Here is a 19,970-nt window from a genome sequence, read left to right on the forward strand (position 1 = left end):
GCCGCCTGGGAAGCCGAGCGCAATCGCAACAGAGCCAAGGCGCATTGGCATTTCACCACCACGCAGGCTCGCTCCAAACTACGGCGGCTCTATCCTGCATGATCCCTGTGGCAAAGGACTAGTCGATAAAGAACCGGCAACGGTGGACCCGCGGTTCCTGGATGACATGATCGCCAAGCATGATCAAACTTATCCCGCTCAGCTCGGCGGCAAGACGCTCATCCTGTCTCTGTCCAAAATCACTTACGACGCGCCGAAGGGCGATTTCCCGTAGCCGAATACCATGACCTGCCAGCTCATGGCCGGCGACAACGTCCTGTACGAGCAGGAATATTATTCTGTCGGCGGAGGGTTCATCGGGTGGGAGGGCTACGAGTCACCGAAAAAGGGCACCCCGAAATATCCCTATGCGACGATGAAGGAGCTGCGGCAGCACGTAGAGAACAACGACCTTTCGATCGCCGACGTGATTATGGGGAGAGAACCGAGATCGGCTATACGATCTGCTTTCCAAGCATGACGGTCGTTAAGATCATTGCCGTTCAGGCCCTGTTGAACTAACCCACGCCGCAACATTCGTCAGCGTGTGACTGCAAAGCTATTGGGCGGAATTCTTGCCATATGATGGCTTCTTATCCCAATGCTCGCTTGACGCCTCAGCATCGACCTTCCTAGCCTTTGATCCGCGCAAAGAGAAACGCATTTCGGAGGTCACGGTATGATGCCGATCCGAGCCGTGCTCAGTTCTGCTGGCGGTCTCGCCATCGTGACCAGCGCATATGCGGCGGACATCCCCGCCAAGAAGGCAGCTCCTGTCGAATACGTTCGCATCTGCACAGGCTATGGAGATGGCTTCTTCTACGTTCCCGGGACCGACAGCTGTATCCGGATCGGTGGGCGCATTCGCGCCGATTATCTCTACGCTGAACCCTTTAACCGCACTCAGGATTCGATTGGGTTTCGAGCTCGCGGCCGTGTGAACATCGATCACCGGACCATGACCGCATACGGTCTTCTCCGGACCTACATTCGTTATGAGATCGATCGCAACACGGGCGCCTTCGCCGGAGGCAACGGGGTCAACACCAACCCGAAGATCCGTCAGGCCTATGTCCAGTTCGGTGGCCTCACCGCTGGCCGCGCCTTGTCGTTTTTCTCCGAGCCGGACCTTCCGGTCCCGAACTTTGGCGACCTGCGTTTCGATGATCCCTCGAACGCGGACACGAACCTGCTGGCCTACACTTTCTCCTTCGGCAACGGCTTCTCGGCGACAATATCGCTTGAGGACAATATCGAACGCCGCGTCAACAACAGCCTCGTGTTGCCCCTGTTCGGCGCTGGCGCAACGACCCCGGGTTTTGCTCCGATCCCATTCACCTATGGCGGCGAGCGCGTGCCCGACGTTGTTGCGAACCTGCGTTACGCCGGTACTTGGGGCGGCGCGCAGCTCTCCGGTGCCCTGCATCAGATCCGTGACGTCGCAGCCGGCCTCACCACCGTGGATGGGGTCACCGTGCCTGTGATTAATCCGATCACCGGCTTGCCCAACCCGACCTTCGCTGACACGGATTATGGCTTCGCGGTAGCCCTGAGCGGCTACGTCAACCTGCCAGCCCTCGGCCCGGGCGATTCTGTCTGGGTCGCGACGACCTACACTAACGGTGCTGTCGCGTATCTCAATGCCGGTTTGACGGGGCCCATCGGCCCACCGGCCAGTGGCGAAGGAACCATCAGCGCGGGACCGCTATCCCTGCCCTTCTTGGATGCCTCCGTCGATCCATTCACCGGTGAATTCCAAACAAATCGGGCTTACTCCATTGCCGGCGGCCTCAATCACCATTGGAACTCGACCTGGCAGACGAACGTCTTCGGATCATGGATGCGCTTCGATGCTCCGGGCGGAGCGCAGTACACGATCCCCGTGACGCCTGTGACACTTGCCGCCGGAACGGCCGGCACGGTCACGGGGATCGTCGACTTCAACGAATATCGCATCGGGACGAGCACGATCTGGACACCAGTCTCAGGCCTTCAGATCGGCGCCGAGGTCCTCTACGCGAGGGTGGACCCTGGTGGACGTGTCGCAGTTCCGGTCACGAATGCCGGCGGCGAGGCAACGGGCCTGTTCAAGCCGACCAGTTCCGGAAACACTTGGGAGGCACGGCTGCGAGTCCAACGCGACTTCTGAGATGCCATGTGGCGAAATTCCGTCTGCACCGGGACTCAGGCCCGGAGAGGCAAGAGCTTTCGTACATACAGCCATTATCTCGGGCTAAACCTGCCAGGAGATCGCCCACTTCAGTCAAGCGCGATGCTTCGTCAGGTCCAGTTTGATCGTGCGGCAGATCGCCGAGAACGAAAGTCGTGCCATCAGGGGAGGTTATGATGAGAAGCGTGAGCTTTGCGTCTGTTGGACTTGGCTTGGTCATGTCGTTCGCAGCCTCGGGCACGATGGCGCAGGGAGGACTTTCAGGATTCCAAGGCGCATGGCTCTCTGGGAGCGGAGATTGCGCTGATGTTTACTCGTCCTCCGGGAAAGGAACGACGTTCAAGAAGCCGGTCGACATATTCGCACCCGCCTTCATCATTTCCGGCGATCGGCTGAGGACGCCTCAGGCGTCGTGCCGCATCAGATCAGTCCGACCGGGCGCGGACCATCAGCTTCTTGTCCTCAACTGCACGAACGCCGTGGCGGGCAACGAGGTGCGGGTTTCCATGGCGCTGGAGCCGGACGGTTCGCTCAAGCGCTACCTCAACGAACATGACACGATCGGCACCGCGTACAAGCGCTGCTCACGATAAAGCGTCCCGAACGTCATGCGGTTGAGGCTCCTGTCAACCGAGCACATTGTGGGCTAGCGCATCGTGCGGAAAAGTGGCCCCGGTTTTCCGCATAAACGATGCGCTTCCTTTTGAGGGAGCATCGGATAGATCCCAAAAGTGCAAATCCACTTTTGGGTCCGATGCTCTAACGGCGACCGCCTCCGCGACCTCCGAACCCGCCGCGGGAACCTCCTCCCCCTCCGAAGCCTCCCGGTGGCCTGAAGCTGCGTTGCGCTGAGAAGGATTCCGGTCGGCGCGAGAACTGCGGCGACGCCGGTCCGGCGAACTGCCGGCTGGCAATCTGCCGCTGGTTCCCAAGATTGCGCGCCTGAACGTCCCGCATCAGGTTCGAGGGCAGCGGCTGCGCAGTCGGACGCGGTGCAGGTCGCTGCACCGTTGGGCGCTGTTGCGCCGGGGGACGGGGCTTTGCTGCCGGACGCTGCTGCGCCACCTGACGTTGCTGAGCGGGGCGTTGCTGCGACGCAGGCCGTTGTTGGGCCGCAGCCCTCTCCTGCTTGGCTGGGCGCGATGGCGCCGATGGACGCTGCTGGGCTGACGGGCGTTGCGCCGCCCGCTCCCGACCAGCGCCACCTTCTGTTCGGTCTCTGCGGGCCTCCACACCTTCAGCGGTCAGGCGCTGGCCTAGGGCAGCACCGGCTGCCCCCGCTGCACCTGCTTGGGCAAGGCCCCTCAAAGCCTCCCCACCGCCGCGCTCTTGCAACCGCTCACGCCCTTCCGGCGAGAGGCCCTCGCGTCCTTCGCCGCGCCCGAGAAGGTCACTCCCTTTCGGCTGTGCCACGTCCTGCCAGCCGCCATCCCAGCGCTGCCATCCGTTGCCGGAATTACGGTAGACGTTGCCGTCCCGGCCCGCATAGATATCGCCGCGCCGGCCCTCGCGGACGAAGCCTTGCCCATTCGAGGTGTTCCAGCGCAGCGAAGAGCCGCCTGTTGCGGTATCCCGCGCTGTCACGCGGGCCCATTCGGATCCGCGTTTAACCCCAGCCGATTTCCACGCGCCGTAGACGTTGCGCCCGCCCGCAAGGTATCCGCCCGCATCCGTGCGCGGATTGTAAGCCCCGACAAAGCCAGCGGAGCCACGCGGGCCCCATGCTGCACCCGCACGACCATAGGTGCCGGTCGCTGGATTCCAGGACCTCACCCCCGCGATGCCACGGTATGGACCATATGCATAGCCATAGCGGCCATACATTCCACGGATCGGGTTGTAGTAGGCTCCGATTCCCCACGTGGCCGGCCGGGGGTAGTAGATCGGATAGCCATAGCCCGGCCAGTTGTACCAGTACGGCGGATAGGACCAGCCGGTGCCGTAGACATATGTCCCCCAGGCCAGGAAGCCGTAGAGGTAGCCCATGGTGTAGCCGTACCAGACCGCATCGGGCTCGGTGTCGTACACGCGGACATAGGTGACGTTGTAGACTGGTGACGACGGCGGAATTGCATAGACGGCGTCAGGCACCTCACGGGCGAGTTGCCAGGGACCGCTCGGGTTGTCGGAGACGAACCAGACACCGTTCTGGAGCAGGAAAAACTGCTCGCCGACTTTGATCACGGTATCGGTCGTGTTCGTTGCGTAGGACAGGTCCGTTGTCTCGATGGGCGTGAACTGCGCATCGCCAGCATAGGCGACCGTTGGCGTGATCGAGCCCGCCTCGACCCGTGCGGTGGTGGGGATGCCGGCCTTGAGCCGTGCTTCCGCAGCCTCCGACGTGCCGGGCACGGAAGCGCGCACGGCGTAGTACGGAGCATCCTCGGGAAGGTTGCCGAAGTCAGCGGGTAGATCAGGCGTCGCGAACGCCCACGACCCATTCTCCAGTGTCGGCGCACGGAACCAGCGTCCGGCCAGGAGCACGTACCACTGCTTGCCCGCCTTGTCGAAGAACACATCCGATTCGGTGTTGGAGGCCCATTGCAGCGAGGTTTTCGGGACGTCCTCGAGCTTCGGCTCCCCATTGAACAGGATCAACTCAGCCGGTGCATCGGCAGTGACAATCTTAGGGACCTTTCCGTCCTGATACGGCTCCGGTGGGACGGCTCCGCGGGCATCGGCCCAATTGTCGTCATCCGGCAGATCGGCCAGCGGCGCCGGAAGCTCTGTGACCGGGTTCCATGGACCCTTGATGGCGGATGCGGTCAGCCAGTGGGTATCATCGCGCAGGTAGAGGGCGCCGCCCTCATCGATACGGAAGAGATCCCAATTGGTGTTGACGACGAAGGAGAGACCGCTCTTGCCTTTGACAGGCGAATAGGCAGGCGAACCGTCGGTCTGCACCAGGACTGCCGGCACGGTGGAAACAATGATCTGCGGCGGATCCGCCTTGAGCCCCGTCACATCGGTCATGCGCTTGTGCTCAGCGAGGCTCGCCGTCACGCGCGCCTCTGAAACCGTGATTGGACCCGTCGGCAAAAGCTTGCCGGTTTCCACCGAGAGCGCCGTCAGTTCGGCGCGATCAAGCCCTGAGAAGTTGAGTTGCGTGATGGTTATGTCGCTGATGACGATCTCACCCGCGTCCTCGTCGTAGGACGTCGCCCCCTTGAGCCCGATTACGCCGAACACCGGATTGGTATCGGGGGCCTTCACGTATTCGGCCGCGACCAGCGCTTCGATGGTCTTGAAGTCGGCCCATTCTGTGAATTGCGGCTGGAAGAGCACCATCCGGCCCTGGCCAACCTCATAGGTACGGGGCCACCCTTCGGAATCCTGCTTCGCCTCCAGATAGCGTCCGCTCACGAAGCCGCGTCGGCCCTCGACGGTCACGGCGCACCAACTGCCGGAGCCTTCACATTGTCCGATATCGACGGCAGCATTGGCCGGTAGGGTCCGGATCGAGGAGAAGTTCGTTCCCGGACCTGAGCGCAGATTGACGCTGGTGGTGGTCACGCCCGGAGCTGCGAGCGTCGGTGTGGTGGCGATAATCGGAACGAGCGTGAATGCGATGACCATCCGCATCGAGGCACCATCCTCCCTTTCGACGCCCTGCTTGGATCCCAAGCTTGGATCCCAGGGCAGATTATTGGGAAAGACATTGTAATCGTGTTGGGAAAATCTGCTTGATTGTTTGGGACAAGCACTTGGCAGTTTGCGACGAGGAACCACGCGATGGTTGCTCACCGGAGTTAGGCTCGGGGGACTTTCGCGACGCGTTCTGACAGGGCAGCCCGCATGCAGGCTCACGCGCCCTGCAGGTGGCCGCAGTCTTATCCTTCTATCGGACCGAAATGCACTTTGCGTGAGCCTTCGGCCCGTCCGGCGATTTGATCCGGCTTAGGGTGCCAGGTACCCTTGTCCAACCGACTTGCTAGCAGCGATGGAGCCGCGGCCGCCCGGAGGCATGTCTCATCAAGTGGCCGTGCCGGTCGTACGTGTAGCAGTAACCTGGGGATGCCTGCGCGACACGAACTCCTGCAGCTGCGCCCGTGGCTGCACCTGTCACTGCGCCGGTCGCAGCACCAGCGACGCCACCAACCACCGCTCCTACGGGTCCACCGACGATGGCTCCTGTCGTGGCCCCTGCTGCTGTTCCGGTCGTCGTCGGTGAACAGGCTGACATGGCTACACATGCACACAGAGCTAAAGCAAGCTTGTACATCTTCCGCTCCTCGTCTGGATGCTGGCGTCCAACCGCCCCGCGAGTTGTGATCGGCGGCGGAAGGTCTTTTGCTAACGTGGCTGTGCCCGGTACGGTTGCCGCAGAGGCGGACCTCCGATGGAGGTACTCTTCAGGATTCCCTATTCGGAGTATTCCTTCGCCTATCGCACGGACAAGTGATCTGGGACCTACGCTACTAATGCTCAGACTTCGAGATCTATGGCCGACGGGTGCTGCTGTCTGCTGGCGGATCTGGGCGAGCGCTTTCCTTACTTCTACTGGACCAGCGTCTCACCGCGATGAACTCGCCTATCTCGGCAGGGAATTGAGACCACCCTGTTTAGGGGCAGAGCCAGAGATGTCCCAAAATGCCAACCCGTCGTCACATCCTGTCAAGCCTTGCCGAAGCCTCTCTGTATGATGGCTATCGATCGGCCCTCGCAGCAAACCGGGATATCGCACCCTCCGTTCCCGTGCTTTCCGGAGACGCCGATTCATGTATCTGTCATCTCAGGAACACGGTGCACGACATGAAGCGTCAAGGGCTTTTGAAGAGCGAGAGAGCCGATGTCGGAGCGGCAGTTGAGGTTGGCGTTCGAGAGAGGATGAAGCGGAAGGAGTTCGAGAACGAGCTGAGGAAACTCCAGGTCAAACTCGTGCGCATGCAAACCTGGGTCAAGGCTACGGGTGCTCGGATCATCGTGGTGTTCGAGGGCCGTGACACCGCCGGCAAGGGAGGCGTGATCAGCCGGATCACGCAGCGCGTGAGCCCCCGGGTGTTCCGCCATATCGCCCTCCCCGCGCCGACCGAGCGGGAGAAAAGCCAGCTCTACATCCAGCGATATATCGCTTGCTTCCCGGCCGCCGGCGAGATCGTGCTGTTCGACCGCTCCTGGTACAACCGGGCCGGGGTCGAGCGTGTGATGGGGTTCTGCACCGACGACGAGTACGTGCGGTTCATGCGTCTCGTGCCGTCGTTCGAGCAGGAGATCGTCGACAACGGCATCATTCTGCTCAAGTACTTTCTCGATGTCAGCCAGGACGAGCAGCGCCGGCGCTTCGCCGATCGGATCGAAGATCCGATCAAGCATTGGAAGCTCAGCCCAATGGACACGGAGTCGGTTCGTCGGTGGTGGGATTACACCCTGGCCTACCAGGATATGCTGCGCGGCACCGACACGCCGCAGGCTCCCTGGTACATCGTGCCGTCTGACGACAAACGCAGGGCCCGCCTCAACCTGATCGCTCACATGCTCAGCACAATCCCGTACGAGAAAGTCAAAATCGAGCTGCCGAAAGTGCCCAAGGCCGAGCCGAGGCCGAAGGGGGCTGATGACGGACTGCCCGCATCGCATATTGTGCCGGCACGGTACTGACAACATTGAGGGAAAACTCGGAATACGGTCATGGCCGGTCCGCACCCAATGGATCCTCTTCTCCCCGGCCGGATGGGAACTGCAACGGCGTCATCTGCGGCTCAGTGGGCGGCACCGGCATGGGCAAGACGCATCTCGCCATTGGAATTGCGTGAGCGTGCATTCGCGCTGGATCCCGCGGGCGGTTCTACAATGTAGTTGACCTGGTGAGCCGGCTCAAGGCTGAGACCCGCGCGGGTCGGCAGGGCCGGATGGCGGACTATCTCACATTGACATGTTAGTGCAGGTAGCCACCATCAATGATGGGGATCGACGCTCATCCCTATATGTTCCAGCCCGGGAAGTACTCCGGATGCATAGTGCCTCCCTGTGGACGTAGTCTTCCGGCAACGCTGAGTAATCGGATGAGGCCGCCGACGCAATGAGTATAGGCTCATTGAACTGCAATCGGGAAAGAGCCGTTCTGGGTCAAAGAGTAACGAACGACGAATGAAACTAAGGTCTGCCCATCGCCTTCTGAGCAGGCCAAAGCGCTTTTTTGGGATGTGTCAGGAGGCGGCATCGACTTGATTGCTGCTATTGCTGGACGTGTTCAGGCTGGCACTAGGCGTCGCTCGAGGAAGGCCGTTGCGTAACCGCGCCGACCATGAGCGCCAGGGCGCAGGCCACAGGACCAGGCATTGCCATCGGCTGTCTGCCCCCGTTGCCGGGATCAGCTTTCCGGAGGTGGCGCTGTTGGTTCGCGCAGCGGCTCAGGCGGCCAGAGGTAGACAAGCTTGCCCCGGGTCTGACCCAGCCAGAACGGGCCCGATCCGACCGGGCCGATCCCGACACAGATCTCGTCCGCCTCCGGAGATCGCACGATCACTTCCGCAAGGCTCAGCAGCCAGTTGTCGGCACGGCTCCGCGGCTCGAACCGGATGTAGGTGGGAAACCTGTAGACGTTCAGCGTGTCGAGCTGCGGGTTGCGCGGATCGTTGAACTCCGGCTCAGAAACTGAGGCCCTCTCGCCGAAGATGGAGGTGCGGTCGTTCCTATGCTCGACATCATCCAGGCCTCTGCCGACAAAGAACTCGCGCCCGGCGATCCCAAGGAACACATCGCCCTCGGGTCCTCTCCTCTCAGGGTTAGTGGTCGTCACGAGCCGGAGTTCGATTTGCGTGATGTTGGCCACGGTGGCTCCTCCTCGTCAGCACAGGCCCCCGACGTCGGAGCCCCTGCCATTCTGGCAGCTTCAGAAGCAATGCACGTGGGTCCAGATGTACCCGCACTAACCACCGGTTTTCCCGTAGCGGATGAAGGTCTCGCAGGCTCCGGTCTGGTTGGGCTTCTTGCACAAGGTCTGGCAGACGTACTCGGAACTGTAGCCCTGATGCCCCCCGTCTCGCAAGCGAAGAACGTCTGGTCGGGGGTGACACTGCTCCATCCTGATTGTTGATGCACGCGAGTGAGGACTGCGAACGGGCCACCCGGACTGCAGGAATCACTTTATTCCAAGGAGGCCACGCTCAATCAACAAACGCTTCAGCACGATACATCCTCGCATGAGAATTTACCGTACAAAGAGGTGCCTCGCCTCATCAGGTGTTGCAACTCCCAGTCCTAGTGATCTGGCCGCATCCGCGACGCCGCGGACCAGAGCCGCATTGTCGGGAGCCAAACTCCCGTCCGGCAGGTGGAAATTGTTTTCGAATCCAACACGGACATGCCCGCCGAAACAGGCTGCCGTGATCGCGCAAGCCGCTTCACGTTGGCCGAATGCACAGAGGGCCCAAGGTAGATTTAGAGCCCAGGCGCTCAGGAACGGCAGGAGATCGTTTGGCGATGACTGCTGGCTCTGCGTATAGCGACCGAGAACGAACAACCCGCTGGCCCTGGTGCGGGGAATAACCTCACGATCCAGAAGGTCGGTGAACCGCCGCACGTCGTTTTCGTCGTAGAGAATATGCTGGACAAACACCCCACGCTCAGCCTGCTCCGTCAAGAACTGGGCGGCCGCGGTCTCAGACGCTGTATCGGGAATGAGTTCGCGAACGGCGACGGAGAAGGCTTCAGGCTGAAGCGCCTGCATGGCAGCGATCTGCTGATCGGGCGTGAAGAGGCCAACCGCCTCGGTCGTGACCTGAATAATGAGATCAGAGCCAGCCTCCTTCCGTACAGCCGCGATGGCAGCCCTATACAGGTCCGGATCGAGGGAATGCCGCCCGTCGCCATTGCGGACGTGCAGGTGGATCATCGCAGCCCCTGCCTCCTGGCAACGAGCGGCCTCGATCCCGATCTCGGCAGGCGTGAGCGGGATAGCCGGATGATCGACTTTCCCGCGACGTGCCCCATTGGGAGCAACGGCAATGATCACTGGGTCCATCATGGTTCTCCCGCAACCTCGGTTCTGGATTTCAGGATATCGAGGAGTGCCCGATCCCGCCGTTCCTCCAGCTCCTTAATCGAACGGCTGCCGGCCTCCTCGGCGACACCTTCCACAATTCGTTTCTGCACGTCTGGGCTCAACGACGGATATCCGAGCGAGGCCCATCGTCTGACTTGGCTTGGTCCTAAGTGAGAGAGGTAATGCTCGATGCCACCTGGACCGCCTCCGAGATGATAGGTCATGTGCGGTCCCATCACGGCCCAACGCAGACCCGGTCCATTGCACAGCGCGGCGTCGATATCGGCGACGCTCGCCACGCCCTGCTCCACCAGATAGACGGCCTCGCGGTAAAGGGCTGACGAGAGCCTGTTCGCGATATGACCCGGCATCTCCCGCCTCAGTATGACGGGCCGGCGGCCCAGAGAGCGATAGAACGAGGCCGCACGTCTGACGACATCTTCATGCTCCCCGACGAGCTCCACGAGCGGAACGAGGTGTGGCGGATTGAAGGGATGCGCGACGATAAACCGATCCGATGTCTTGCAGTCCGCGACAATGCTACTTCGCAGCAGTGCCGATGTGCTGCTAGCAATGATCACACCCTCCGCCGTGAGCGCATCGATGTCTGCCAGCATCCGGCGCTTCAAAGCCTCGTCTTCCGGAACATTCTCCTGGACGAAATCGGCGGCGCTGAGCGCGTCTGCTAGATCTGTTAAGAACCGCAGCTCGCCGTTCTCACGAAGGCCGAGCTGCGTCAGCTGTCCGAGAGCATGGTCGACAAAGGAGCGAAGCCGCTCCTCGGCACCCGGGCTCGGATCGTAGGCAGCCACGTCGAGGCCATTGGCCAAAAAGAGCGCAGCCCAACTCGCGCCGACGGTTCCGCAGCCGATCACGGCCACACGCTTGATCGTTGTCACGTAAAGGTCTCCTGATGATGTTGAGCGAGCAGCCCGCCCGCCCGTTCCGCCGACGGGCTATCGAACGTTCTACTCAGCCGCTTTAACGCCGGTGGTCTTAATGAGCTCAGCCCATTTATGCATCTCGCTTTCAATCAGGCGAGCTGCGTCTTCGGGCGTTCCCGGCTTCGGCGTGACGCCTTGGATACGCATGGCTTCAATGACCTTGGGCGCCTTAAGAGCCTTGACGATCTCCTGGTTGAGCTTCTTCAGGATGGGCTCCGGCGTTCCGTCTGGCGCGAGGACCCCGAACCATGACCCGACTTCGAACCCATTCAGTCCCTGAGATGCCACGGTGGGAACGCCCGGCATGAACTCGGACGGCCCTTGGGAGGTGACCCCCAGGGCCCGCAATTTCCCACCCTCTACATGGGGCAGAACGGACGGAATAGTGTCGAACATCACCTGCACATGCCCCCCGATCATGTCCGTCATCGCCGGTCCGCTGCCGCGATATGGGGTATGAATAAGCTTGGTGCCGGCCATCCCATTGAACATCTCGCCGGCAAGATGCTGGGGAGAACCGGCCCCCGCTGACGCATAGGCGAATTTCCCAGGCTGTGCCTTCGCCAGGGCAATCAGCTCATGAACTGAATCGGCCTCGACAGCCGGATTGACGACCAGCGCGAGCCCGACGTTGCCCGCCAGCGTGATCGGGGCGAAGTTCTTCTTGAGGTCAAAGCCGGGCTTGGCTTGCAGGCTCATGTTGATGGAGTGGCTGGTGAGCGCGCCCATCAGCAGGGTGTAGCCGTCGGGCTCCGCCCGCGAGACGGCAACGGCTCCCAGGCTTCCGGCAGCGCCTGGCCTGTTTTCGACGATCATGCGTTGGCCAATCGTGTTCGACACCTCCTCGGCGATTACGCGGCCGATGATGTCCGTTGCCCCGCCGGGCGCATAGGGTACGACCAGCGTGATAGAGCGGGTCGGGTAGGTCTCCTCGGCGAAGGGGCCCGTTCCAATCGACATTCCCATTCCGATGAGGGCTGCCGCACCCGTGAGAAGCGTTCTGCGAAGCACGATGTTTCCTCCATAATCTTTATTGTTGAGTTTGCTGGGATCAGGCAGGCTTCAGTTGAAATCGAAGTCGCACCCCTCGTCGGCCTGCAGCACGCTCCTGAGGTAGAGACTGCGGTAGCCACGAGCCTCCTGCGTGAGGTGGACTGGCGGCTGCCATTCTTTCGCGCGGCGCTTCAGTTCCTCCTCGTCCACCAGAAGTTCGAGGCGGCGTTCGGGCACATCCAGCCGGATCTGATCGCCATTACGCACGAGGCCTAAGGGTCCGCCGGTGGCGGATTCCGGAGCAATGTGGAGAACAATCGTTCCAAAGGCGGTGCCGCTCATGCGTGCATCGGAGATGCGCACCATGTCCTTCACGCCCGCCTGAGCGAGCTTCTTCGGAATTGGCAGATATCCCGCCTCCGGCATGCCCGGAGCTCCTTTCGGTCCGGCATTGCGCAGAACCAGGATGTCATTCGCCGTCACGTCAAGATCCGGAGCATCGATACGGGTCACCAGATCTTCAACCGACTCGAACACCACCGCGCGGCCGGTATGCTGAAGAAGCTCCGGCGATGCCGCAGAATGCTTGATCACGGCTCCCAAGGGAGCCAGATTCCCCCACAGGATCGCCATGGCGCCCGTGGATTTCAGTGGATTGTCCCGACTTCGGATGATCGTCTGCCCAGGCACGTCCTCGGCCATATCCGCGATGGCCCCTATGGTTTCACCGGTGACCGTCACCGCGTCTGGGACGAGATGATCACGCAGTTCCTGCAGCAGGCGTGGAACGCCGCCGGCCCAATGGAAATGCTCCATGTACTTGGCCCCTGAGGGCTTCAGGTCTACGAGGACAGGAACCTGGCGCCCGATCTCGTCGAACTCCTCGAGATCGATCCTGATGCCGCGACGGCGGGCAATGGCCGCCAGATGTACCAAGCCGTTGGTCGAGCCGCCAATCGCCTGCAGGACGACCATGGCATTGCGGAAGGCCGCCTCGGTCAACAGTTCGCTCGGGCGGGGGCCGGCTTTCGCCAATGCGACCGCTTGGCGCCCGCTGGCCTCAGCGGCCCGGATCCGATCCGCGTGGGTTGCCGGAATCGCGCCTGTTCCTGGCAGGGCGATGCCCAGCGCCTCGACGAGGCAGCCCATGGTGCTCGCCGTGCCCATCACCATGCAGGTGCCCTGGGTCGGAGCCAGACGCCCACTGACGACCTCCACCTCATCCTGGTCCATGGCCCCAGCCCGGTGTTGGCCCCAGAGGCGGCGGCAGTCAGTGCAGGCGCCGAGCATCTCGCCCTTGTGATAGCCGACGAGCATCGGACCCGTGATCAGCTGGATCGCCGGCACGTCGGCGCTCGCGGCCGCCATCAGCTGGGCTGGCACCGTCTTGTCGCAGCCACCGATCAACACCACCGCATCCATGGGTTGGGCCCGGATCATCTCCTCCGTGTCCATCGCCATGAGGTTGCGCAGGAACATGCTGGTTGGATTGGCGAAGGACTCGTGGATAGAGATCGTGGGGAACTCCATCGGGAGCCCGCCAGCCAGCATCACGCCGCGCTTTACCGCCTCGATGAGGCGGGGCACGTTGCCATGGCATGGGTTGAAGTCGCTGAAGGTGTTGGTGATGCCGACGATGGGCCGATCCAGGGCATCGTCGGAGAAGCCGGCGGCCTTGATGAAGGCCTTGCGCAGGAACAGAGAGAAACCCGGATCGCCGTAGCTGGTGAGATTGCGGCGCAGGCCGGATGCGGGAGGTTTGCGATCATTGCTCATGACGAGCGATCATCGGCGTGCTACCATGATTGTCAACAATAATGTCGGAAACTGAACGGGGGTCAGCATGGAAAGCGCAGAGCGTCAGGCATCGGCAGCCCGTGTGAAGCAGGTGGCGAGCGCCCTTGAGGAGGAGATCGTCCTTGGATGGCTGCAGCCGCGGGAGAGGCTGATCGAGGAGGACATTGCCTCCCGGTTTGAGGTCAAACGGCACGTGGTGCGGGAGGCGATTGCCGAGCTTGAGCGTATGGGCCTGGTCGAGCGCGTGCAGAACAAAGGCGCGGCCGTGCGCATGCTGAGCCCGACCGAGGTTCGTCAGATCTATTCCGTGCGAGAGGCCCTGGAGATTTTGGCGGCGCAGCAGATCCCGCTGCCGCCCTCGCCAGAGACGATCGATACCCTTGTTAAAATCCAAGAGCAGCATGCTGCTGCGGTCGAGCGAGGCGACTCTCGGGTCGCCTTCCGGGCGAACATGGCCTTCCATAACGCGCTCTTCGGTGCCTGCGGCAACCCGCACCTCGTTGAGATCATCCGGAACCTTGCCCAGAAGGTCCATGGAGCGCGTTCGTTCACCGCGGCGAGCCCTGTGCATCTCGCGAGGGCAAGAGACGAGCATTGGGCGATGATCGACGCCCTAAAATCCTCCGACCGGGAGAGGCTAGTTCAACTTTGCCGGGAGCACCTTAGTCCCTCCCGTGACGCCTACATCGCCTCTCTGGAGCACCGGTTCGGCGAAGCCGGACAATGGTTCTGATGGGGCCGTCTAGTCGCGGACCATTTTGCAAGTAGTTTTTCAAAAACTCACCGCGAGGTTGCGCCGTTTCATGAACTGAAAGGCTTGCTTTTCCCAAATCACGGCAATAAGACTCCCGCAACATGAGAATTTGAGGGTGCTGATGTCGGGTGCCGAACGGGTTTTGGATGTTCTGGAGACGGTCGCGACTGCGAAAGAGCCCCTGTCCGCAAAACGGGTCAGCGAGCTTGCCTCTATTCCGCTCTCAAGCGCCTACCGGCATCTCACCTCGTTGAAAGAAGCCGGCTTCATCGTCGATCTCGGGCGCGATGTCGGATACGGCCCGGGCCCGGTCTGTATGCGGATTGCGCAGAATTTCGATCGGACATCGCATGTTCTCGCCGTGGCATTACCCGAGATGCAACGCCTGTCCCTGCGCACCCAGGAGAGCGTCGGCCTGATGAAGGCGTTGGGTACCGAAGTTTATTGCGTCGAGATGATCGAGAGTCCCCTGTCCCTGCGCTGTTCATACAGCAGGGGACGTTCGCAACCGCTGAGTCATGGCGCTTCGGCGAAGGCTCTGCTGGCATTCCTTCCGCAATCATTGCAGGACGAAGTCTGTGACCGGCTCCTCGATGGGGACCCCAACGCGCGTTCGACCCTGCTTCGGGAGCTGAAGGCGATCCGCACCAATGGCTATGCTGAGAGCGAAGGCGAAGTCGATCCCGGCGTCTGGGGCGCGAGCGCGCCGATCTTCTCCCAGGGTCAACGTCTTGAAGGCAGCGTCAGCCTCATGATCCCGAGCACGCGCGTCGGCAATCGGCGCGATGAACTCGTCAAGCAAACCATCGAGGCGGCGAAAGCCATCTCGCTGCATCTCCACCAAGTCTGAATATCAACAACAGAGGGGTATCACATGACCTTACTTCGTAAGCTGGCTCTGGGTGTCGTTGGAGCACTCGCCTGTGCGAGCATCGCCCAGGCGCAGACGCCAGACACACTCCGCGTTGCGACCGACGCGACCTTTATGCCGTTCGAGTTCCAGGAAAACGGCAAGCTGACGGGCTTCGATATCGAGCTCGTCGAAGCCGTAGCCCAGAAGATGGGCAAGAAGGTCGAATGGACCTCCATCGACTTCAAGGGCCTCATCCCCGGCATGCTCGCCAAGCGCTTCGACATGGCTGTCTCTGCCATCTACATCACCGACGAGCGCAAAAAGGTCGTGGACTTCACCGATCCCTACTATCCGGGCGGTCTCGTGCTGCTCGTGAAGAAGGACAACACCACGATCAAGGGGCCCGAGGATCTCGACGGCAAGAAGGTCTCCGTGCAGGTGGGCACCAAGTCCGTCGCTTATCTGCAGGAGAAGTTCCCAAAGGTTGAGCGTGTCGAGGTCGAGAAGAACCAGGAGATGTTCAGTCTGGTCGAGATCGGCCGAGTCGATGCCGCCGTCACCGGCAAGCCCGCCGCGAAGCTCTTCGCCAAGGAGCGTCCGACCGTGAAGGTGATCGACAAGCAGCTGACAGTCGAGGAATACGGTATGGCTGTGCGCAAGGACATGCCCGAGCTGACGAAGGAGCTGAACGACGCCCTCGCCAAGGTCAAGGCCGACGGCACCTACGACAAACTCGTCCGGAAATGGTTCGAGGCTGGTCACTGATCCCCTAATCACAAACGAGCGTGTCCCGGATGACTTTAGATTTCACTCCCGTCTGGCAGGGCTGGCCCCAGCTGATACATGGCGCCGTCGTCACGATTGAGATAACGGCCGCCTCGCTCCTGCTCGGCTGTGTGCTCGGCCTTCTGGTCGGCATTGCTCGGCTCGATCCGAGCAAGAAGCTGACCTATGGCGTAGCGACGGGCTACGTCACCTTCATCCGGGGCACGCCACTTCTGGTGCAGCTGTTCCTGCTGTTCTTCGGCCTGCCGCAATTCAACATCCTGTTGCCCGCATTCGCCTGTGGCGTGCTGGGCCTCGGCATCTACTCGGGCGCCTATGTATCGGAGATCGTCCGGGGTGCCATTCAATCGATCGAGCGCGGCCAGATGGAAGCCGCACGCTCGCTTGGCATGTCCTACCGGCAGGCGATGCGCATCATCATCCTGCCGCAGGCGGTGGTCCGTATGATCCCGCCGCTTGGTAACGAGTTCATCGCGCTCATCAAGAACTCGGCCCTCGTCTCACTTTTGACAATCGCTGACCTCATGCACGAGGGGCAGAAGATCATCTCGGTCTCATACCGCTCCCTCGAGGTCTACCTGGCCATTGCCTTCGTCTACCTGATCCTCACCAGCTTGACGAGCTTTCTGCTGCGCCACATGGAAACGCGCCTTCGCGCTGGAGGAGTCGTGCAATGAGCACCACCGCAAATCCTATCGTGGACGTGCGCGGTCTTGGAAAAAGCTTCGGCACACACCGGGTCCTGACCGATGTCGCCCTGTCGGTTCAGCCGTCACAGGTGGTCGTCATCATTGGTCCCTCAGGCTCGGGCAAGAGCACGCTCCTACGCTGCTGCAATGCGCTCGAGGTGCCCCAGGAAGGATCGATCACGATCTGCGGAACGGATCTGGTCACGAATGGCCGGCTCATCCCTGATCGCGAACTGAACGCTCTGCGCATGCAGGTCGGCATGGTGTTCCAGTCGTTCAATCTGTTCCCGCACCTGACAGTCCTGGAGAATGTCACTGTCGGCCCTCACCAGCTGCGCAAGATGTCGAAGAGCCAGGCTGATGCTTTGGCTCATGAGCTTCTCGCCAAGGTCGGCCTTGCCCAGAAGGCGTCCGCCTATCCGGCGACCCTCTCGGGCGGTCAGAAGCAGCGGGTGGCGATCGCCCGCGCACTCGCCATGCAGCCTCGCGTCATGTTATTCGACGAGCCGACCTCGGCTCTCGATCCCGAACTCGTAGGCGAGGTTCTTCAAGTGATGAAGGCGCTCGCGCGGGAGGGCATGACCATGATCGTGGTGACCCACGAAATGGGCTTCGCCCGCGAAGTCGCCGACGTGGTCATGGTCATGGATGCCGGGCAGATTATCGAGGCGGGACGACCCGAGCAGATTTTCAGCACCCCGCAGAACTCGCGCACGCGTTCGTTCCTGCAGGCCGTTATCTCGCGGAACTAAGATCTCATGACATTCAAAGAATCTGAGGTGGCCGCAACGGGTCTGCCTGCCGACGGGGGCGAGAGCGGCGCGGTCTTCCGCGTCAAGGATGTGATACGCCCACTCGCTGCCGGTGTGCGGGGAGGATCCACTCTCATTGGCTTTGCCAGCGACGAAGGCGTGCGACGCAACTTCGGTCGTGTCGGAGCAGCCCAGGGGCCTGCCGCCATCCGTCGCGTGCTGGAACGATTGCCGGTGCATCACCCTGTCGAAGTTTTTGAAGCGGGGGATGTCACCTGCACGGACGGAGACCTCTCAGCGGCGCAGGAGCATCTCGCTGACGCTGTTGCGACCCTGCTCGACCGCGATATGCGCCCCATCATTCTCGGCGGTGGACACGAGGTCGCATATGGCAGCTTCCTGGGTCTGGCGAAACATTTGAGAGGCCAGCTTGCCACAACAAAGATCCTTGTGGTCAATCTCGATGCGCATTTCGACCTACGGCTAGCCCCGGTTCCGAACTCGGGCACACCGTTCCGCCAGATTGCCGAGTTCTGCTCGGCGCATGGCACCGCGTTCAATTATCTCTGCCTCGGCATCAGCGAGCTATCCAACACCACGGCGCTGTTCGAGCGAGCTCGTCAGCTCGGTGTAGAGTACCGCCTCGACGAGGAGATGCGGCAAAGCGACAGTGCAGACCTGCGTGCAAGGCTGGCGCAGAAATTGATGGCGGCGGACAAGGTTTACCTATCGATCGATCTCGACGTGCTGCCCGCGTCGGTCGCGCCTGGCGTATCGGCGCCAGCGGCGGGCGGCGTGGCGCTCGAGATCATCGAGGACTTGATCGGTGACATCATATCCTCCGGCAAGCTCGCGCTCGCCGACATTGCCGAATTAAATCCCGTTCTGGATCGCGACGACCAGACAGCCCGAGTGGCAGCCCGCCTGGCCTATCGTCTTCTTCTGGGTCGCGGACGCCGAGGCTTCGTTCCTTAGGTGGCGAGCGCGATGGCTTTAAAGATCTTCAAGAAGATCATCAATTCCTGTCGCCAAGATTAGAACGAGTTCGACGATTTTCGTCGCAATTTCTGACAAAAGGCGCAGAGATGCCAGAGTGGCTGGTAGGCGCTCATGCAGCGAGCAGTTCGAACTGCTCGCTGCCTAATCGCACTACCGAGCGTCTGCCCTTCTCTCGTCCCTTCTCCGAATTTGCGATGAAATCATCCTCAAAGTGGCTGGCTTCGGCGCGTCCAGGGCATTTGATGGCGTCGCGGGTCACCGCCATTCTCAGTCTTGCGCCGAACCGGGCTGCGTGGTTCCCGCGCCGAGTTCCGCGATCACCTGCCGAAGCATGCCTTGGACCTGTCCGGCCACTTCGCCGAGCTTGGGATTCTGGATTGCCTGCATCGACGCAGCCGGATCGACGGCCGACACCTCCACCTGACCATTGTCGAGTTGCTGCACGACGACGTTGCAGGGCAACATCGTGCCGATCTTGTCCTCGGCCTGAAGCGCCTGATACGCCATCTTCGGATTGCAGGCCCCGAGGATCCGGTAGGGCCGGAACTCGACATCGAGCTTTTTCTTGAGCGTCTCCTTCACGTCGATCTCGGTGAGGAGACCGAAGCCATGCTTCTTCAGGATGTCTGTCGTTGCAGCCACCACCTCGTCGAAGGGGCGGTCGAGCCTAGTCGTAAAGGAATAGGTCATGAGCCAGTCCTCACAGGAACTCTCGCGAGCGGTGCCGATCGTGTCGGACCCACCACCCGATCAGCTCTTTAACCCAGCCGGTCGTTGAAGGTTCGTGCGCGGCCGCGCCGGGGCACCCGCGTGACGTGCTGGGGGAAATGCACGTCGGCGCGGGCTTCATCGATCGTGTCCTGAGCAGCGCTGGACATGGGCTCCCGACCTCTCAGGGCTCCGGCCGGTAGACCCAGATAGGCGCCGGCTCGTGAGCGCTCGCGCGTACCGCGAGGAACAGGCGGTCGAGTTCGGGGATAAACAGCGGCACCGTCAGGTTAACCGGTGGGTGCTGAAGTTCGGCCAGGGCTCTGCCAACCAGATCCGCAGGCATCTGCCCGCCTCCGGAGACAAATGGCATCTCGATGGTGTGTCACGAACACATTTCTGAAGGAGGAGATGTGGAGCTGTACAAGAGATGAGGGTTGGCCCCTCGAGGTCTGCAGTCAGGTGTCGGCCTCAAACCCCTGCAAGCTGCGGCCGTCAAGAG

The 19,970-nt window shown here is 61.5% G+C and carries 20 protein-coding genes and 1 pseudogene; 12 read left to right on the forward strand and 9 right to left on the reverse strand.

Annotated features, from left to right (window positions below):
- The 4 genes from ACS5Q0_RS26085 to ACS5Q0_RS26100 all read left to right on the forward strand — a co-directional run.
- On the forward strand, positions 1 to 274 hold a 274-nt coding region (locus ACS5Q0_RS26085), incomplete at its 5' end, for a hypothetical protein (protein WP_473129555.1).
- Between the two features lie 9 nt (positions 275 to 283).
- The gene (locus ACS5Q0_RS26090; protein ID WP_473129556.1) at positions 284 to 520 is read left to right on the forward strand and encodes a hypothetical protein; all 237 of its coding nucleotides are present in this window, start codon (positions 284 to 286) and stop codon (positions 518 to 520) included.
- Positions 521 to 718: 198 nt separating this feature from the next.
- Positions 719 to 2,188: a porin gene (locus ACS5Q0_RS26095; RefSeq protein ID WP_473129557.1), complete on the forward strand. Its 1,470-nt coding sequence runs from the start codon at positions 719 to 721 to the stop codon at positions 2,186 to 2,188.
- Between the two features lie 239 nt (positions 2,189 to 2,427).
- Positions 2,428 to 2,802: a hypothetical protein gene (locus ACS5Q0_RS26100; RefSeq protein WP_473129558.1), complete on the forward strand. Its 375-nt coding sequence runs from the start codon at positions 2,428 to 2,430 to the stop codon at positions 2,800 to 2,802.
- 166 nt (positions 2,803 to 2,968) lie between these two features.
- On the opposite strand, the gene ACS5Q0_RS26105 is transcribed toward ACS5Q0_RS26100, so the two are convergent.
- Positions 2,969 to 5,791 carry an SH3 domain-containing protein gene (locus ACS5Q0_RS26105; RefSeq protein WP_473129559.1) on the reverse strand — a complete coding sequence of 941 codons (2,823 nt, stop codon included), beginning with the start codon at positions 5,789 to 5,791 and terminating at the stop codon, positions 2,969 to 2,971.
- A 1,245-nt stretch (positions 5,792 to 7,036) separates the two neighbouring features.
- Here ACS5Q0_RS26105 and ppk2 point away from each other — a divergent pair.
- Both ppk2 and ACS5Q0_RS26115 read left to right on the forward strand, forming a co-directional pair.
- The gene (gene ppk2 / locus ACS5Q0_RS26110; protein ID WP_473129560.1) at positions 7,037 to 7,807 is read left to right on the forward strand and encodes a polyphosphate kinase 2; all 771 of its coding nucleotides are present in this window, start codon (positions 7,037 to 7,039) and stop codon (positions 7,805 to 7,807) included.
- A gap of 104 nt (positions 7,808 to 7,911) precedes the next feature.
- A pseudogene (locus ACS5Q0_RS26115) lies at positions 7,912 to 8,073 on the forward strand (ATP-binding protein); the annotation flags it as partial.
- A gap of 446 nt (positions 8,074 to 8,519) precedes the next feature.
- On the opposite strand, the gene ACS5Q0_RS26120 reads toward ACS5Q0_RS26115, so the two are convergent.
- From ACS5Q0_RS26120 to ACS5Q0_RS26140, 5 genes are all read right to left on the reverse strand, one after another.
- Complete coding sequence (locus ACS5Q0_RS26120) at positions 8,520 to 8,981, reverse strand: hypothetical protein (RefSeq protein WP_473129561.1); 462 nt, start codon at positions 8,979 to 8,981, stop codon at positions 8,520 to 8,522.
- A 378-nt stretch (positions 8,982 to 9,359) separates the two neighbouring features.
- Positions 9,360 to 10,175, reverse strand: a complete 816-nt coding sequence (locus ACS5Q0_RS26125) for a beta-keto acid cleavage family enzyme (protein WP_473129562.1) — start codon at positions 10,173 to 10,175, stop codon at positions 9,360 to 9,362.
- Entirely contained in the window at positions 10,172 to 11,092 is a 921-nt protein-coding gene (locus ACS5Q0_RS26130) for a 3-hydroxyacyl-CoA dehydrogenase NAD-binding domain-containing protein (RefSeq protein ID WP_473129563.1), read from the reverse strand. The genes ACS5Q0_RS26125 and ACS5Q0_RS26130 overlap by 4 nt, the downstream gene beginning before the upstream one ends.
- A gap of 69 nt (positions 11,093 to 11,161) precedes the next feature.
- Positions 11,162 to 12,148: a Bug family tripartite tricarboxylate transporter substrate binding protein gene (locus tag ACS5Q0_RS26135; RefSeq protein ID WP_473129564.1), complete on the reverse strand. Its 987-nt coding sequence runs from the start codon at positions 12,146 to 12,148 to the stop codon at positions 11,162 to 11,164.
- A 51-nt stretch (positions 12,149 to 12,199) separates the two neighbouring features.
- The gene (locus ACS5Q0_RS26140; protein ID WP_473129565.1) at positions 12,200 to 13,906 is read right to left on the reverse strand and encodes an IlvD/Edd family dehydratase; all 1,707 of its coding nucleotides are present in this window, start codon (positions 13,904 to 13,906) and stop codon (positions 12,200 to 12,202) included.
- Positions 13,907 to 13,973: 67 nt separating this feature from the next.
- On the opposite strand from ACS5Q0_RS26140, the gene ACS5Q0_RS26145 reads away from it, so the two are divergent.
- The 6 genes from ACS5Q0_RS26145 to hutG all read left to right on the forward strand — a co-directional run bounded on the left by ACS5Q0_RS26145 (position 13,974) and on the right by hutG (position 18,736).
- On the forward strand, positions 13,974 to 14,660 hold the full coding sequence (locus tag ACS5Q0_RS26145) for a GntR family transcriptional regulator (protein ID WP_473129566.1): 687 nt from the start codon (positions 13,974 to 13,976) through the stop codon (positions 14,658 to 14,660).
- A 142-nt stretch (positions 14,661 to 14,802) separates the two neighbouring features.
- Positions 14,803 to 15,531 carry an IclR family transcriptional regulator gene (locus ACS5Q0_RS26150; RefSeq protein WP_473129567.1) on the forward strand — a complete coding sequence of 243 codons (729 nt, stop codon included), beginning with the start codon at positions 14,803 to 14,805 and terminating at the stop codon, positions 15,529 to 15,531.
- A gap of 24 nt (positions 15,532 to 15,555) precedes the next feature.
- Entirely contained in the window at positions 15,556 to 16,299 is a 744-nt protein-coding gene (locus ACS5Q0_RS26155) for a glutamine ABC transporter substrate-binding protein (protein ID WP_473129568.1), read from the forward strand.
- 29 nt (positions 16,300 to 16,328) lie between these two features.
- Positions 16,329 to 16,997: an amino acid ABC transporter permease gene (locus tag ACS5Q0_RS26160; protein ID WP_473129569.1), complete on the forward strand. Its 669-nt coding sequence runs from the start codon at positions 16,329 to 16,331 to the stop codon at positions 16,995 to 16,997.
- On the forward strand, positions 16,994 to 17,761 hold the full coding sequence (locus ACS5Q0_RS26165; protein ID WP_473129570.1) for an amino acid ABC transporter ATP-binding protein: 768 nt from the start codon (positions 16,994 to 16,996) through the stop codon (positions 17,759 to 17,761). Before ACS5Q0_RS26160 ends, ACS5Q0_RS26165 begins: the two co-directional genes overlap by 4 nt.
- Before the next feature lie 27 nt (positions 17,762 to 17,788).
- A complete protein-coding gene (hutG, locus tag ACS5Q0_RS26170; RefSeq protein WP_473129571.1) occupies positions 17,789 to 18,736 on the forward strand; it encodes a formimidoylglutamase in 948 nt (315 codons plus the stop codon).
- Between the two features lie 133 nt (positions 18,737 to 18,869).
- Here hutG and ACS5Q0_RS26175 read toward each other — a convergent pair whose 3' ends face one another.
- From ACS5Q0_RS26175 to ACS5Q0_RS26185, 3 genes are all read right to left on the reverse strand, one after another.
- Positions 18,870 to 19,025, reverse strand: a complete 156-nt coding sequence (locus tag ACS5Q0_RS26175) for a hypothetical protein (RefSeq protein ID WP_473129572.1) — start codon at positions 19,023 to 19,025, stop codon at positions 18,870 to 18,872.
- A gap of 2 nt (positions 19,026 to 19,027) precedes the next feature.
- Positions 19,028 to 19,450, reverse strand: a complete 423-nt coding sequence (locus ACS5Q0_RS26180; RefSeq protein ID WP_473129573.1) for a DUF302 domain-containing protein — start codon at positions 19,448 to 19,450, stop codon at positions 19,028 to 19,030.
- A 202-nt stretch (positions 19,451 to 19,652) separates the two neighbouring features.
- Complete coding sequence (locus ACS5Q0_RS26185) at positions 19,653 to 19,814, reverse strand: hypothetical protein (RefSeq protein ID WP_473129574.1); 162 nt, start codon at positions 19,812 to 19,814, stop codon at positions 19,653 to 19,655.
- Positions 19,815 to 19,970: the final 156 nt, after the last annotated feature.

It is taken from the genome of Microvirga sp. HS2 (genome assembly GCF_055792805.1).